The following is a 16,005-nucleotide window of genomic DNA, read 5'->3' on the forward strand; positions in this document are numbered from 1 at the left end:
AATTGAAGTTAAGTGAATTATATTTAAAAGAGATTGATCGTGATATTAAAGGGGTTATTAAAGTTGGACAGGATGATGAGTCAAATATTTATACAGAATTAGATGAGTATGTTGTAACTGATGAATTATTAAAACATTTTGAAACTTTTTTTAATGCCTATCATCGTGGCGTAGAACAGCAAACGGATAAGATGGGTGTTTGGATTTCAGGGTTCTTTGGATCAGGTAAATCACATTTTTTAAAAATTTTATCTTATGCCTTAGCTAATAAAACAGTGGATCATAAATCAACGTTAGACTTTTTTAAAGATAAAATTACGGATACAACAATTATTAAAGATATGACGTTCGCATCGAATTTAACAACAGATGTGATGTTATTTAACATTGATGCTAAAAGTACAGCAACGTCTAAAAATGATAAAGAAGCTATTTTTCATGTCTTCAATAACGTGTTTAATGAAATGCAAGGATTTAGTGGAATTACTCCGTGGTTAGCGGATTTCGAGCGTTATTTGACAGAAAAAGAGAAATATGAAGAATTTAAAGTAAATTTTGAAGATATTTATGGAAGTTCGTGGGTTGAAAGCCGAGAAGATGCCGATTATATTGCTGATGAAATCGTAGAAGCTTACGTTAAAACATTAGGTGTGACAGAAGAAGCAGCACGTCACTGGATTGAAAATGCCGAACAGAATTTCACCCTAAATATTGAATTATTTGCTAAACGAATTAATGAATACTTAGAAAAGAAGGGGCCTGCCCATCAAATTGTCTTTTTAGTCGATGAGATTGGCCAATACATTGGAGAAGATTCTAAGCTAATGCTAAATCTTCAAACAGTAGTAGAAGAGTTAGGATTACGTTGTCACGGTCGTGTTTGGGTCTTAGTTACGAGTCAACAAGATATTGATGCAGTCGCTGAAAAAGTCAAGGGGAACGATTTCTCTAAAATCTTAGGACGTTTTGATACCCGTTTAAGCTTATCAAGTCGAAACGTTGATGAAGTGATTCGTAAACGTTTATTAGAAAAAAATGAAGTAGCAAAAGCAACATTGAATGACTTATTTATTCAACAACAATCATCCTTAAAAAACCTATTAACGTTCAGTAGCGATACGGCTGAAATGAAGATTTATAGCAGTGCTCAAGAATTTATTGATTTCTATCCATTTATTCCATATCAATTTAAATTACTTCAGCAAGTTTTTAATGGGATTCGTATTAAAGGAGCTTCAGGAAAGCATTTATCAGAAGGAGAACGTTCATTATTAAGTGCCTTCCAAGAATCCGCCATTCAAAATATGAATGAAGAATTAAGTTATTTAATTCCATTTAGTACGTTCTATAAAACAATTGAATCCTTCTTAGAACCAACAGTTGTACGTGCGATTGCAAATGCAATAGATAATGAACGCTTAACAGATTTTGATGTTGAAGTTTTAAAAGTGTTATTCTTAGTGAAATATGCGAAAGAAATTAAAGCGAAGAAAGAAAATATTACAACACTCATGATATCTAACATTCATGAAGATAAATTAGAGTTAGGTAAGAAGATTGAAGAATCATTAAAGCGTCTTACACATGAAACTTTGATTCAACAAAATGGAGAAATTTATGATTTCCTAACAAATGATGAACAAGATATTAATCGTGAAATTAAAAACATTTCCATTGATTCTACAGCAATTGTAAAAAAAGTCGGAGAGATAATTGTTGAAGAAATTTATAAAGATCCTAAATATCGTTTAAATAAGTATTATAACTTTAACTTAACCCGCAAAATTGACGATATTAATTTAAGTCCAAAAACATATGAAATTGGATTTAATATTATTACACCTTATTATGAAGATTACAGAGAAATTGATTTAAAATCAAAATCAACACGTGAACATTGTTTGATTATTCAGTTACCTGCCGATACGATTAATTATTTAAACGAGATTGAAGAGTCATTAAAAATTAAAAAATTCGTTCAATTAAAAAGTGGAACAAATTTAAGTCCTGAAATTCAAAGTATTGTCACACGAAAGGATAGGGAAAAAATCGAACGATGTGAGCGTGCCCGTAGTTATTTAAAAGAAGCCTTAAAGTCAGCTAAAGTTTATGCAAATATGCAAGAAGTAACAATTAATGCTAAAGATCCAAAAGAGAGAATTAATGATGGATTAAAACTGATGATTGATGCATTATTTAATAAGCTTGGATATATTGAACAGCATTTTGAAAGTTCAAAACAACTAGAAGATTGGTTAGTTCAACCACACCACATGAGTACGCTAACCTCAAATAGTAAAATGGAATTGATTCAATATATTCAAACTCAACAAATGAAACTATCAGCCTTAACGATTAAAGAGGTCCTAGATAAATTTTCACAGCCACCATTTGGATGGTTAGAGTTAGATACAGTGGGACAACTTATCTCATTATATAAAGATAAACAACTTAACTTTAAATATAATCATGAATATTTAAATACAGAAAACCCTAAGAAGTTTATTGAATTATTAACGAATTCAAATTATACAAATCGTGTGGCTATCGAACGTCGCGAATTCATTGAGACTAAACTACTTAAAGTGGTTAAAGGATTAATGAAAGAATTGTTTGATTTATTTGTAACGGAAGATGAAGATCAATTAATGAATGATTTTAAACAAGAGGTTCAAAAAGAATTAAATACGGTTGTACGATTAATTGATAAAACGGAACAGGGAGTATACCCTGGCTATGAAACGTTATTAGATGGAAAAGAATTGTGCGAACGAATCTTACAAGAAAAGAATTTGAAATCTGTTTATCAACTAGTATATAAATTAGAAGATGAGTTATTAGACTACCATGACGATGTTGAATCGATTAAAGCATTCTATCAAGGAGAACAACTAGTAACCTATCAAAAAGCATTAAATGTTATTAAATTGTATGAACGAAATTCAGACTATTTACAAACCGAAGAAATTGCAGAAGCAATCGGACAACTTAAACAAATTACAAGTGTAAAAGAGCCATACAATAAAATTCAAAATGTTCATGCGTTAAAGAAACAATTTGATGATAATTTTAAACTAGCGACAGAGGAGCAGGCAAAGCCATTACTCAATCAAATAAAGGAAGACAAAGCATCGTTATTGACCTATGCCAATAATCTAGAATCAAAACAAGCTGTGATTTCTAAAATTAATTCTCGATATGACGAATCAGAGCAACGTTTATTAAATCCAACCTCATTTGATATGATTTTTGCTGAAAAATATAAACTCGATTCATTAAAAGAAAATTTATATAAAGAAATCACTGTAACACTGGATCGAGAAAATAAAAATCGAATCCAATCCGCAGGAATTAAAGAAGAAACACAACCTGTTGTATCGAAGAAAAAACGTAAAATTTATCGATTAAATGAAATTACTAAAAAATTAAAAACCATTGAAACCGAACGTGATATTGATGTTATTTTAACTGAATTAAAGAAAGAATTAGAAGCCCAATTACAAGATGATACAATCATTGAATTATGGTAATAAGAAAGAGCATCCAAAGCATTTTGGATGCTCTAAAAATGAGGTGAAAAGATGAATAAAACAGCGATTAAAAAGTTTGCGGTAGAATCGCGTCAAAAATTAATAAAGAGTGTGATTGAATGTTTAGAAGAACTAGGAATCACAGATAAAGAAGTTGTAGAGTTAGTCGAATTAGGTGGAGTTTATACTATTAAAACACAAACTCTAACTGAATCTCAAAAGAAAAATCGAGATACAATCATACAAAAAATTCAGGAAAAAGGCTATGAACCTTTTGTAGAAGAAATTGCATATACATGGTTTAATCGTATTATTGCGATTCGTTATATGGAAGTCAATGACTATCTTCCATTTAGAACACGTGTCTTATCTTCAGACGTTCCAGGAAAAGTTGATCCTGATATTATCACAGAGATTGCCGATCATATCGAAGAATTAGAATTGAATCGAGATAAAGTAATTGAATTAAAAGAGCACAATAGGCAGGAAGAATTATTTAAATATGTTTTTATTAAAGTATGTAATTACTTTGGACAAGTATTACCCGTTATGTTTGAGCAAATTGAAGATTATACGGAATTATTATTACCATCAGTGATGATTTCAAATGGTTCAGTTATTAAAGACATGATTGAGTTAGTACCAGAAGAAGATTGGACAAACCAAGTTGAGATTATCGGATGGTTATATCAATATTACATTTCTGAGAAAAAAGATCAAGTATTCGCAGATCTGAAAAAAAATAAAAAGATTACAAAAGAAAATATTCCAGCAGCTACTCAGTTATTTACACCTGAATGGATTGTAAAATACATGGTAGAAAATTCATTAGGGCGCCTCTGGTTAGAAGGGCATCCAAATAAGGATTTAAAATCAAAATGGAAATATTATTTAGAAGAATCAGAACAAGAAGACATTGTTAAAAGTGGGCTAGAAAAAATAAAAAAGGAAAAGGAAATATTAACACCAGAGGATTTAACCCTCATTGATCCAGCTATGGGGAGTGGACATATTTTAGTCTATGCATTTGATGTTTTATATCAGATTTATCAAAGTGTAGGTTATTCAGAAAAAGAAATCCCACGTTTAATTTTAGAAAAAAATATTTATGGATTAGATATTGATGATCGTGCCAGGCAATTAGCATATTTTGCACTAATAATGAAAGCAAGAAGTTATTCCCGTCGATTATTTAAAGATATAGAAAGAAATAGTATTCAAATTAATATTTTTTCAATTCAAGATAGTACTGAAATCACAAAAAAAGAGATTAAACGAGTTACAACTAGTAATATCTTACTAGAGCGTAATTTAACGCACTTAGTAAATTCTTTTGTGAATGCAAAAGAATTTGGGTCTTTAATAGAAGTCGATTCTTTAGATTTAGATTATTTAACGGATACATTAAGTAATTTAACAAATAAGGAACTTATACTATTTGATAATAATGAAATCCTTATTAAATTAAATTATTTATTAAAGCAAGCAGCGTTGTTAAGTAAAAAATATGATGTATGCGTGAGTAATCCCCCCTATAAAACGAGATCAGATTTAAGTCCTAAATTAGATCGGTTTATTCAGGAAAAATATAAGGATTATAAGAATGATTTATATACAGCATTTATTAAGCGTTGTATCTCTCTTACAAAAAAAAATGGATATACCTCAATGATTACACAGTCGAGTTTTTTATTTAAGTTTCAATTTAAACCAATTAGAATGGATCTATTGAAAAATGTAAAGTTTGAAAATTTAGTTAAACTTGGGGCAGGAACATTTGATGAAATTAAAGGGGAAGTGGTGCAATCAGTTATATTTACTATAAAAAATTGGATACAATATAACTATAAATTACTATACCTTGATTTAACCCAATATAAAAGTACAAATGAAAAAGAGGATAAGTTTATCTCCTTTGCTAAGTCATCGAATAAGGAAAGTTGTATGGTTGGAAAATTAGAGTGTGATGGTGATTGTCTTTTGACGGCCACTGATTCTAATTTAAAAAGAGAACATATAGAAACCAAAATTGGAAGCCAACCAGGTAGCAACTTAATTAGATATTGGTGGGAGCAGAAACTTGATTTTCCATATGTAAAATATAATAAGGGAGGGCTATATAGGAAATGGTATGGTAATAATTTATGGGTCTTAAAATATGGTGAAGACGGAGAGTTTGTTAGGAAAAATAACGGGAACCTATCTGGTAAAGATTACTATTTTAAGCCGCATATTAGTTGGACAAGAGTATCTTCACGGATGAACCTAAGATATTACGAGGAATGTGCATTTGATAATACTTCGCCAGCTATTGTAACCAATCAATTATATTTGTTGGGATATTATAATTCGATAGTTGCAGAGAAGAATAGGCTTGAAATGTATCAAGGTAATAAGATTGAAAGTGGTCATATAAAGTCTATCGCTCCTTTGGTTCTAGCAGAAGTAGATATTAAAGAGAGAGTAGAACAACTTGTTTCGGAAAATATTGAAATTTCAAGATACGATTGGGATTTATCAGAAATATCGTATAATTTTAAGAAAAATGGTTTGTTAATTTTTAAATCTGATGATTTAGAAATGTCTTTTAAGAATTACTCCTTATTTCTAGTTAATCAAACCCAAAAGTTAAAAACCAATGAGGAAGAGTTGAACCGTATATTTATTAAAGCATATAATTTTGAAGAGAAATTATCCTCTGAAATAAATCTAAATGATATTAAGCTTAAAAGGGGGGATTTTGATGAAGAAATAAAATCTTTTATCTCTTATGCTGTAGGGTGTATTATGGGGCGCTATTCATTAGATGAAGAAGGATTGATTTTTGCAGGTGGGGATTTTGATGAAAGTAAATATCAAACCTTTAAAGCAGATGAGGATGGGATAATTTTAATTAGTGATACAGAATATTTTGAAGACGATTTACTGAATCGGTTTGTTGCGTTTGTGAAAGTTGTTTACGGTGAAGAGACACTTGAGGAGAATTTAAACTTTATTGCAGATACAGAATGTTTTAAACGTAAATCTACTGAAAGTTCACGTGATTGCTTACGTCGCTATTTCTTAAAAGGATTTATGGAGGATCACTCGAAGGTATATCAAAGGCGTCCAATTTATTGGATGTTTGATAGTGGAAAACAAAATGGATTTAAAGCTTTAATTTATATGTATCGTTATAATGAAGATATGGTAGCTAAGGTGCGTACAGATTATTTGCATCCCCTACAACGTAAGTATGAAGCAGAACTTGAGCGTTTAGATCACTTAATTAACTTTGATAATATTTCGGCTTCTGAAAAAGGGAAAGCGAAAAAGTTACAAGAAAAGCTTCATAAGCAATTAGATGAGTGTACACAGTATGATTTATTATTAGCCCATGTAGCCCATCAACGTATTCCTTTAGATTTAGATGATGGAGTGAAAGTAAATTATCAAAAGTTCCAAAATATTGAGTTGACAACAGATAGTTCATCAAACTCTAAAAAAGGTGACTTATTATACAAAGTCAAGATGTAATTATTTATAGGAATGAAAAAGTATAGTAAAATAGAGTCGAAAGACTCTATTTTTATTTGGAAAAGAAGGTGTAGTATGGAGTTAAACGGGATTATTACAGAGTTAGAACAACTCTTTCAACAACCATTAAAAGATGGATATAAACGAAAAATTATTATTTGGCATGATTCAGAGCAAGAGTTTTTGGAAAATATTAATGACTTACAAATTGATGGTGTAAAAGTGTAAGCACGTAATAATAACACGGATACAAAAATAGCTACCACTCCTGTAAACTAAAGGTACAGAGTTGGTAGCTATTATTTTATATTGTTACCGACAAATCTCTTGGACTGTTTTTGCCCATGGCAAAAAGTCCACCAATACGCCTGGATTTCGTATGAAGTCCGTATTAGGTAGTTTTTCAAAAAGATAAGTGAGATATTTGGATGGATTTAGATTATTTTCCTTGGCTGTCTCAATGATAGTATATGCCATCGCATTGGCAGTCGCACCCTTCATACTGGTTGAAAAAAGGTAGTTTTTACGGCCAATCGCGATAGGGCGAATTGCTTGTTCAGCTAGATTATTCGAGGCTTCAAGATTTCCATCATCTAAAAAGCGCAAAAGCTCTACCTTTTGATTGAGGGCATACATAACCGCTGTTTGAAGTTTTCCTTTCATCACATAGAAGGATTCGAGCCACTTGAAAAATTCTTCGATGACTGGTTTGATGATCAGTTGGCGCTGTTTTTGACGTTGCTCAGGAGATAAATCTTTAATCGTCTTTTCAAAACGAAAGATTTGATCGCAGTATTCGACTGCCTTTTTTGCCTTACCATTATTCCCAGGTATCTCAAAAAACTTTCTTCTGACATGAGCCCAACATCCAACTAATTTCACGTTGGGAATATTTTTATAGCCCGAATACCCATCACAGTGAAGATAACCTTTAAATCCTTCTAAGATAGTGGTTGCCACCGCGCGTTCACGTGTTAGATCAGCGTGGTAATAAGCTACAGGATGTTGGGCATTTTTGATGGTTCTAAATAACCAAATCCTTGATTGAGAGGTGGCAGGTTTTCCATCCGCTCGATTTAAAATTTGATACGGTGTTTCATCTGCGTGTAAAACGGTCTGTTGAACTAGTTCATCTCTCAATCGCTCATAAATCGGAAGTAACCAATCATAAGAGGTAGTGATTATCCAATTTGAGAGCGTCTTATCACTCACACTTAATCCATAGCGTGCCCATTCTGATACTTGTCGATAACAAGGAATACTTAAGACATATTTTTGATGAAAAACTTCAGCTAACACACTCGCTCCGGCAAAGCTTCTTTGAATCGGAGCTTTTGGAGTTTCGGCACAACGAATCGGTTTAGCTTCGATCGATGCATCATGACAATCACATGCATACGCGTAACTAATGTATCGCTTTTTATATAATCGGGCTGGAACGAAACAAACTTCGTCACGAATGACCTTTTTTCCTATCCGTTTCATTTCGTTTCCACAATTTGTACATAAGCAGTCTTCTCCATGTAATTGACAATGGATTTCCTCAATCGGTAAGTCCTTGATTAATTCTGCCTTCCTTCCCTTTTGTTTTTTACGTCGATAGGTTATTTCTTCGACGGTTTGGTCTTCAGTTGTCTCTGTCTCTTCAAAAAATTATCTGGATTAAATAATGAAATTTGGCCATCGGCTACTTTAGTCTTTTCACTCGAAGATCCAAATAGTTTTTTAGTCATGCATTGAATTTGTTCATTTAATTGGCGAACTTGTTCTAAAAGTTCTTGATTTTGCGCAAGTAAGTCTTTGTTTTGTTTCATTAATTGTTGTTCAAGTTCTGTCATCAAATTCGCCTGCTTTCAAAAAGGTTTCGTTGTAAGATTAGTATACCTAATCTTACAACTTATGAAAATAGAAATAAGAGATTTTTGTCGAAAATCCCTTATTTCTATTAGTATAAACATCCTGTTTTAGCAGGTTTAATGGCTTTGGGTTGTTGAATGGATAACCCCTCTAATAACCAACGGAGTTCTTGGGCCGTTAATTTCTTAACTTCGTCTTGATCTTTAGGCCATTGTAAATTTCCATTTTCAATTCGTTTGTACAATAACATAAATCCATCACGATCCCAGTACAAAGCTTTATATCGATCCTTTTTTCTTCCACAAAACAAGAAGATGGCATCATTAAATAAATCTAAGTTGTATTTATCCGAGACAACACTAGCTAAACCGTCAATCCCACAACGCATATCAGTATGGCCACAAATGATAAAGATATTTTGAACCGTAGTAAAATCAACGAGCATACTTAGACATCTCCGCTAGAACAGTATGTAAGATATATTTGTTCACACCATTGTAAAACGTAACTTCAGCATCCTTAATTTTAAAGTGACAAACAGGTGTATTTTTATTAGTCTCAGATACTGAATTAGACTTTAAATTAGAGTCACTCAATGCGACTGGAACTATAATAGGATTTTCTTTCATAAAAAATAGACCTCCTTTTCTTTGATAGCTACAGTATAGCTCAAAGATGGAGGTCATAATAGACATGTTTATATTACGTGCTTACGTAAAAGTCATTCAATACCATTATGACAATGCGTTTAAAGTGCGTTATCAAATTGAAATGGAATATGCTAATCAAAATATTTTATTATATGTGCCATATGATAAAAAAGATGAATCGGAAGATGATCCATTAATGGATATTTATTTGTATAGTGAGTTTTATTTAAGTGATTCAACCGCTATTTTATTACGTTCATTAAATTTATCGGAGGAGTACCGTTCAACGATTGAAAAATACGCTATATTCTTTAAAAATAAATCACGAAAAACGAAGTTTCAAAAGTTAGTTCAGAAACAGTTTAATTTAAATAAGGATATCATACAGCTATGTATCATAGGGAGTTTATTAAATTGTCCAGCAGATTTTAATGAAGTTTTAATGACATTAATTAAACATGAGGTAGAAGCTGAAGGTGCAAATGAAGCAATTACTTTACTACGAAAGTTTGAGGCAGGTGATTACTTGTGGACTGTTCTCCAACAACGTTTTGGATATATCACAGAGACGCCTTCATTGAATGAATTTATTTCATTATTATTTATGACGTATATCAATGAAACAACAACATTAGAAATCGGGTCAGAATTGCCAGAAAAATTATTAATCAATAAACAAAATACACGTATTTTTATGGAAACTTTAATGAAGTATGAACCTGTTGACTATGATGACCTAGCGAATAAAATGTATGAACACTTAAAAATTCAATCTATATTAAACGATGCTTCAACTGAAGCAATTCAATATAGTGGGACATTTAAAGAATTTGATCAGTTTATTCTTAGTCATTTAAAAGATCAGTTAGTACAACGTATTTATAATCCAGACGTTATTAAATCGGTCATTGCTGAACGTCAATCGCTTCATTTCTTTCAACAGTATGAAGCAGAATATACAAGTATTTGGTCGGCCATTGAGTTCTTTGAACATTTACCTCATTCAAATGAATCAACTGTTAATAAGTTGTATAACCGTTATTTAGAATCGGATTATCGAGTGGATCAAGCTTACCGTAAATTTTATGATGCCTATGATCAGTTAACGATGAGTGATGATTTTGAAACATTAAAAAATTTAATTGAAACCATCTATGTGAATGACTATTTATCAAAATTAAGTCTTGAGTGGTCAACGGCTTTTAGTAGCAGAGGAACTAAATGGGAAATCGATGATGTTAAATACCAGAAGAACTTCTTCTTTGAACATATGCCTCGTGAAACAGAAAAGCCAAAAGAATGCGGCGTCGTAATCATTTCTGATGGCTTACGTTACGAAGCAGCGGATGAATTAAAAGATAAATTAATTAAACAAGGTAAGATTCGTCCAAGTAGTTTAACGCTTACTTCGATGCAATCAGTGATGCCTTCGATTACTGAATTAGGAATGGCAGCCATGTTACCACGTCAAAATCTATTAAAAATGAATGACCATGGAAAAGTCTTTATTGCTGACATAGATTCAAATGGCCTTGAGAATCGTAAAAAAATCTTAAACGACGAATTGAAGCGAACAGCTTATCGATATGATGAGATTATTCATTTAAATCGAACAGACTTTAAAAAGTTATTTACAGACAAAGGGATTGTCTATATTTATCATAATACGATTGATGCAGTGGGTGATCATGCAGCAAGTGAAAAGGACGTCTTTAAAGCTGTTAATCAAACATTTGATGAATTAAATAAATTAATTGCTAAAATTAATCAAGGTAAAATATCACGAATTAAACAACTTTACATCACGTCTGATCATGGCTTCTTATACCAAGTCAGTCCAATTTCTGAAATTGATAAACTGTCACGTGAGAAATTAAATGTAATTAAAGAGAAACGTCGTTATATGCTCTCAAAAGAGCCACTTAACATTGATGGAACATTGACGTTTGATATTAGCTCGACTGTCAATACACCAATGTACGCAACTGTCCCAAGAGGAAATATGAGATTCAAAACTCAAGGAGCGGGAGTTAACTATGTTCATGGTGGAGCAATGCCACAAGAATTCATTGTTCCATTATTACACTACAAAGTAACTGAAATTATTGATATTGAAACAGTTAATGTTATTTGTCGAAACCTGAATAATATAATTAAGAATTATGATGTAGCAATTCAACTGATGCAAACAGATAAAGTAGGGGGAGATCTTCTCCCGTTTCATTGTAAGGTTTACTTTGAAGACTCAGAAGAGCGAGTGATTTCAAGTGAAGTACGATTAGTTGCTGATAGCACTGCAGATAAAATAGATTTTCGTATGTATAAGGTTGAACTCGTACTCATGAATAAACGCTATAAAAAAAATGAGATGATTACCTTGGTTGTTGAAAATGAGCAGACCGGAGAAAGAACGAATTATCCTTTTTATGTAGATATAGTACCCGATGAGTATTAGAAAAAAGATTTTCGCACCTTTTGTTCATTTACCAAGGATGATATGAATAAAGGTAAAAAAATTTTTATCAAGAATTAATTATTGAACGTAAAGGTTGCACGGTTCCTACAGGAGTTATTTAATTTATTTAGTTCGTCTTCTATAAGATAGTTCGTACTTATTTTATAGATTATCTATGTATTCCATATTCCGTTTTGGAAATAATAAACATGAATTACTAAAATAAAATTAAATAGATTTTTTCCGATACTGATATGGGAGAAAGAGGTGAATGACGGATGTCTAAAAACCCAGTTCGGCAGCATCATGTTCCACAAACTTATTTGAAAAACTTTTCTTTTCAGAAAAGGGAGCAATTTAAAACATACACATTGGATATGAAGACGAGAAAGATATTTGAGGCTAATATAAAAGATATAGCGGTAGAAAAGGATTTTTATACGGTAAACTTGTGCGCAAATAAATATGCCTGGGAAAATTTTTATGCTACACATATAGAACCTATGATGGGGACTAGTGTTAAGAGGCTTATTCAACAGGTAACAAATAATCTGGTTCAAGATAATGCGTATATTATTAATCAAGAATGTAAAATGAGCTTATCAATTATTATAACCTTCCAATTATTGCGTTGCCTAAAGGCGCGTGATTATTTACTAACGATTGCCCCAGATATAGAAGAAAACGTGTTAGATAAGATAAAGGAATTGTTTATGGGAAAAGGGGATGAGAAGTTAGATAACCAACTAAAGAATTATAAAATCTCTGATGATTTGCGTCGTTGGTCATTTATGAGTGGAACACTTAATGAAGAGCTAATAAGTAAAATAGTTACCCTTTTGTCGAATCGTTATTGGTGTATTTATAGAATTACAGGAAAAGGGCATTTTATATCAAGTGATAATCCTGTTATGTTTTTAAATTACAGAACAGGAAATGTAGGTTTTGGGGAAGGGTTAGAAAATAGTTGTGTGTATTATCCGATTTCTTCTAAACTTCTGGTTGCTGTTTATCCGAAAGAATTTATTTACGAAGGTTGTAAAATAATTGATGGAAGACTTATATTTATTAATGAAAAGGATGTCAATGGGTTTAACCTTAAACATGTAAGACAATGTGATCGACAATGCTTTTGCTCAAAGAAAGAAACTCTTCAATATTTGTTGAATCAACAGGAATAGAATTAGGAAAAATTAAATAATAATTTGAGCTTTAGGGCAGATTAAACGGTGGATAATCGCTTCTCCCCAGCATAGAACCCTCATGATTATTTTAAACGGTAAACTTATTTACCGTTTTTTGCAATTTAAGATAGGCGAAATAACATTTTCCTAAAATGGATAATAGAATCATCAAAACTTTAGATAATCAAAAAAAGGAAATGGCCTCTAATGAGCGTATTTATAAGAGAGGGGATTAGTTGTAATCTTGAATATGCTATAATAGAGGAGGTTTGTTAAATGCCCTATCAACGAAAAAGAACGTTACAAGAATTAAATTTATCGGATGACTTTTTGTTTTCTAAAGTTTTTTCAGATGCAGAGGTTTGCCGGCAAGTGTTAGAAAAGATTTTGAAGGTTAAGATTAAAAGCATTAAATTTGTGGAAAGCCAAAAGTCCATTGATTTAGTAATGGAGAGTAAAGCGATTCGGTTAGACATTTATGTTCAAGATGAAGAGGAAACCATTTATAATGTAGAGATGCAAAGAGGAAAACATAAAAACCTAGCGAAGAGGAGTCGATATTATCAAGGAAGCGTCGATTTGGACTTTATTCAAAAGGGCAGTGATTATTTAGAACTTTGTAAAAGTTTTGTCATCTTTATTTGCACGTTTGATCCTTTTGGCAAAGGGAGACATATTTACAGTTTTGAAAACTATTGTATAGAAGATCAATCGCTAAAATTAAATGATGAGACAACAAAAATCTTTTTAAATACACGTGGGGTTATGGATGACGTGGACGAGGAGATGAAGGAATTATTAAGCTATGTTGAGAATTCAACAGATACATATGTTGCTCAAACAAAGTCCGAACTCGTGCATCAGTTACATGATAGGGTCAATCGGATTAAGCAAGATAAAAGGTTGGAGGTGGAATATATGACATTATACGAAATTTTTAAAGAAGAATTTGAGGATGGAAAAATAGAGGGGAAAAGAGAGGAAAAAGTAGAAATCGCCAAGAATTTATTAGATGTTTTAGATGATGAAACAATTGCGTTAAAAACAGGACTGACGATTGAAGAAGTCCAACGATTACGAAACGAAAATAAGTAATTGATTTTTTTATAAAAATCCCCCTCAACAAAGTCTGAACTCGTGCATCAGTTACATGATAGGGTCAATCGGATTAAGCAGGATAAAAGGTTGGAGGTGGAATATATGACACTATTGGAGATTAAAGAACGAGAACTCCAAAAAGGCATTAAACGAGGCAAAATAGAAGTCGCCCAGAATTTATTAGATGTTTTAGGTGATGAGACGATTGCGTTAAAAACAGGACTAACGATTGATGAAGTTCGACGAATACGAGATGAAAACTAATGAAGCTTCTTTAACAAAAGTATCTCTCAAGCAACATCTGAACTCGTGCATCAGTTACATGATAGGGTCAATCGGATTAAGCAGGATAAAAGGTTGGAGGTGGAATACATGACATTATTGGAGATTAAAGAACGAGAACTCCAAAAAGGTATTAAAATAGGAATTGAACAAAGGGAAATAGAAATCGCCAAGAATTTATTAGATATATTAGATGACGAGACGATTGCGTTAAAAACAGGATTAGATATTGAGGAAGTTCGACGAATACGAGATGAAAACTAATGAATCTTCTCTAACAAAAGTATCTCTCAGGCAACATCTGAGCCTATGCATCAACTACATGATAGGGTCAATCGGATTAAGCAGGATAAAAGGTTGGAGGTGGAATATATGACATTATTGGAGATTAAAGAACGAGAACTCCAAAAAGGCATTAAAATAGGGATTGAGCAAGGAATCGAATTAGGAATTGAACAAGGAATTGAACAAGGAATTGAACAAGGAAAGGAAGAGGAAAAAGTAGAAATCGCCCAGAATTTATTGGATGTTTTAGATGATGAGACGATTGCGTCGGCAACAGGATTAGAGGTTGAGGAAGTACGACAAATGCGACTTCTTACAATGAAGGGTTAATGAAGAGAGGGGGTTTTTCCTTTTAGGAAGGGCCTTTTTTTATATATAGACGGGGGGCTATCATAGGATTCGCTATCACTTCATCAAAGAGGAGGGATCTGTTAGCGGTTGATTCCTCAGTCAAATCGAATAATAAAAAAAGCAGCCGATGGGCTGCTTTTTAGATGGTCATGACACCTCCGAATTTTTCAAGGTAGGCTTGATGTTGTTTATAATTAGGGTCATACATTCCAACTTTTCTCCAAAATGAGCGGTCGTGATTCATGTGGTGGATGTGACAAAGTTCGTGAATGATGACGTAATCAATCACAATCGGGGGTGCCATGATTAGTTTATAGTTGAAGGTCAATTCTCGATTTGAATTACAGGTCCCCCATGTTCGAGGGGAATCCAGGACGGTGATCGATTTTGCTTTAACGCCAATCAAGGTTTGAAAATGAGGAATTCGTTTTTTTACGTATTGTTTTGTCTTTTTAGTGTAAAATCGTTGAAGAGCTTGTTGAATTTGATCTTTTTCCTCGGGAATTTCCTCAAGCAATTGAGAAAGAGGGAGTGCCTGACCAAGATAAAGAAATAACTCCTCGTCCGCATAGGATTTTTGATTCGAAATAAACTTTTTATTTTTTTGTTTTTGACGTAAGTTCATTAAAAATTCGCTTTTGGATTCAAGAAAGGCCACGATGTCTTCCTCACTCGTGTGCCGCGGAACTTTAAGCGTGAGGTGCCCCTCAGGGGTCGCCTCTAACTTTATTTTTTTACGTTTCGCGTATTGAACCTCCACGTGAAATGTTTCATTACAAATCGTTAGCTTCATAAAA

At 32.5% G+C, this 16,005-nt stretch carries 14 protein-coding genes; 9 read left to right on the forward strand and 5 right to left on the reverse strand.

The genetic code is table 11. The features are described 5' to 3' along the window. Positions 1–2 precede the first annotated feature (2 nt). From brxC to AC6I0I_RS04250, 3 genes are all read left to right on the forward strand, one after another. Positions 3–3,530 carry a BREX system P-loop protein BrxC gene (brxC, locus tag AC6I0I_RS04240; protein WP_262953490.1) on the forward strand — a complete coding sequence of 1,176 codons (3,528 nt, stop codon included), beginning with the start codon at positions 3–5 and terminating at the stop codon, positions 3,528–3,530. A 51-nt stretch (positions 3,531–3,581) separates the two neighbouring features. Further along, positions 3,582–7,046 (forward strand): BREX-1 system adenine-specific DNA-methyltransferase PglX, encoded by a 3,465-nt coding sequence (gene pglX, locus AC6I0I_RS04245; protein ID WP_262953489.1) that lies wholly within the window; start codon positions 3,582–3,584, stop codon positions 7,044–7,046. Between the two features lie 75 nt (positions 7,047–7,121). Continuing rightward, positions 7,122–7,274 carry a hypothetical protein gene (locus AC6I0I_RS04250; protein WP_497993656.1) on the forward strand — a complete coding sequence of 51 codons (153 nt, stop codon included), beginning with the start codon at positions 7,122–7,124 and terminating at the stop codon, positions 7,272–7,274. An 84-nt stretch (positions 7,275–7,358) separates the two neighbouring features. Here AC6I0I_RS04250 and tnpC read toward each other — a convergent pair whose 3' ends face one another. From tnpC to AC6I0I_RS04270, 4 genes are all read right to left on the reverse strand, one after another. Continuing rightward, positions 7,359–8,654 carry an IS66 family transposase gene (gene tnpC / locus AC6I0I_RS04255; RefSeq protein WP_497993668.1) on the reverse strand — a complete coding sequence of 432 codons (1,296 nt, stop codon included), beginning with the start codon at positions 8,652–8,654 and terminating at the stop codon, positions 7,359–7,361. Beyond that, positions 8,651–8,884, reverse strand: coding sequence for an IS66 family transposase (locus AC6I0I_RS04260; RefSeq protein WP_262953809.1), 234 nt, complete (start codon positions 8,882–8,884; stop codon positions 8,651–8,653). Before AC6I0I_RS04260 ends, tnpC begins: the two co-directional genes overlap by 4 nt. Before the next feature lie 107 nt (positions 8,885–8,991). After that, complete coding sequence (gene tnpB, locus AC6I0I_RS04265; protein WP_262953810.1) at positions 8,992–9,348, reverse strand: IS66 family insertion sequence element accessory protein TnpB; 357 nt, start codon at positions 9,346–9,348, stop codon at positions 8,992–8,994. Next, positions 9,338–9,532: a hypothetical protein gene (locus AC6I0I_RS04270; RefSeq protein ID WP_262953811.1), complete on the reverse strand. Its 195-nt coding sequence runs from the start codon at positions 9,530–9,532 to the stop codon at positions 9,338–9,340. Before AC6I0I_RS04270 ends, tnpB begins: the two co-directional genes overlap by 11 nt. A 64-nt stretch (positions 9,533–9,596) precedes the next feature. Here AC6I0I_RS04270 and pglZ point away from each other — a divergent pair, with 64 nt between their 5' ends. The 6 genes from pglZ (at position 9,597) to AC6I0I_RS04300 (ending at position 15,187) form a co-directional block, all read left to right on the forward strand. Beyond that, complete coding sequence (pglZ, locus tag AC6I0I_RS04275) at positions 9,597–12,008, forward strand: BREX-1 system phosphatase PglZ type A (protein WP_497993657.1); 2,412 nt, start codon at positions 9,597–9,599, stop codon at positions 12,006–12,008. Positions 12,009–12,286: 278 nt separating this feature from the next. Further along, positions 12,287–13,189 carry a DUF4238 domain-containing protein gene (locus AC6I0I_RS04280; protein ID WP_262953630.1) on the forward strand — a complete coding sequence of 301 codons (903 nt, stop codon included), beginning with the start codon at positions 12,287–12,289 and terminating at the stop codon, positions 13,187–13,189. 279 nt (positions 13,190–13,468) lie between these two features. Further along, positions 13,469–14,287, forward strand: a complete 819-nt coding sequence (locus AC6I0I_RS04285; protein ID WP_262953631.1) for an Rpn family recombination-promoting nuclease/putative transposase — start codon at positions 13,469–13,471, stop codon at positions 14,285–14,287. A gap of 105 nt (positions 14,288–14,392) precedes the next feature. Next, on the forward strand, positions 14,393–14,554 hold the full coding sequence (locus AC6I0I_RS04290) for a hypothetical protein (RefSeq protein WP_262953632.1): 162 nt from the start codon (positions 14,393–14,395) through the stop codon (positions 14,552–14,554). A 108-nt stretch (positions 14,555–14,662) separates the two neighbouring features. After that, positions 14,663–14,836, forward strand: a complete 174-nt coding sequence (locus tag AC6I0I_RS04295) for a hypothetical protein (RefSeq protein WP_202618678.1) — start codon at positions 14,663–14,665, stop codon at positions 14,834–14,836. A 108-nt stretch (positions 14,837–14,944) separates the two neighbouring features. Next, positions 14,945–15,187 (forward strand): hypothetical protein, encoded by a 243-nt coding sequence (locus AC6I0I_RS04300; RefSeq protein WP_262953633.1) that lies wholly within the window; start codon positions 14,945–14,947, stop codon positions 15,185–15,187. A 160-nt stretch (positions 15,188–15,347) separates the two neighbouring features. Here the strand turns inward: AC6I0I_RS04300 and AC6I0I_RS04305 are convergent, their stop codons facing one another. Continuing rightward, on the reverse strand, positions 15,348–16,001 hold the full coding sequence (locus AC6I0I_RS04305; RefSeq protein WP_161830890.1) for a M48 family metallopeptidase: 654 nt from the start codon (positions 15,999–16,001) through the stop codon (positions 15,348–15,350). Positions 16,002–16,005: the final 4 nt, after the last annotated feature.

The organism is Turicibacter sp. St.80E1 (genome assembly GCF_059728495.1).

Excerpts from the sequence above, each read along its gene's own strand:
- pglX (WP_262953489.1), top strand. The coding sequence starts at position 3,582 with ATGAATAAAACAGCGATTAAAAAGTTTGCGGTAGAATCGCGTCAAAAA.
- AC6I0I_RS04250 (WP_497993656.1), top strand. The coding sequence starts at position 7,122 with ATGGAGTTAAACGGGATTATTACAGAGTTAGAACAACTCTTTCAACAA.
- AC6I0I_RS04260 (WP_262953809.1), bottom strand. The coding sequence starts at position 8,884 with ATGACAGAACTTGAACAACAATTAATGAAACAAAACAAAGACTTACTT.
- tnpB (WP_262953810.1), bottom strand. The coding sequence starts at position 9,348 with ATGCTCGTTGATTTTACTACGGTTCAAAATATCTTTATCATTTGTGGC.
- AC6I0I_RS04270 (WP_262953811.1), bottom strand. The coding sequence starts at position 9,532 with ATGAAAGAAAATCCTATTATAGTTCCAGTCGCATTGAGTGACTCTAAT.
- pglZ (WP_497993657.1), top strand. The coding sequence starts at position 9,597 with ATGTTTATATTACGTGCTTACGTAAAAGTCATTCAATACCATTATGAC.
- AC6I0I_RS04280 (WP_262953630.1), top strand. The coding sequence starts at position 12,287 with ATGTCTAAAAACCCAGTTCGGCAGCATCATGTTCCACAAACTTATTTG.
- AC6I0I_RS04285 (WP_262953631.1), top strand. The coding sequence starts at position 13,469 with ATGCCCTATCAACGAAAAAGAACGTTACAAGAATTAAATTTATCGGAT.
- AC6I0I_RS04290 (WP_262953632.1), top strand. The coding sequence starts at position 14,393 with ATGACACTATTGGAGATTAAAGAACGAGAACTCCAAAAAGGCATTAAA.
- AC6I0I_RS04295 (WP_202618678.1), top strand. The coding sequence starts at position 14,663 with ATGACATTATTGGAGATTAAAGAACGAGAACTCCAAAAAGGTATTAAA.
- AC6I0I_RS04300 (WP_262953633.1), top strand. The coding sequence starts at position 14,945 with ATGACATTATTGGAGATTAAAGAACGAGAACTCCAAAAAGGCATTAAA.
- AC6I0I_RS04305 (WP_161830890.1), bottom strand. The coding sequence starts at position 16,001 with ATGAAGCTAACGATTTGTAATGAAACATTTCACGTGGAGGTTCAATAC.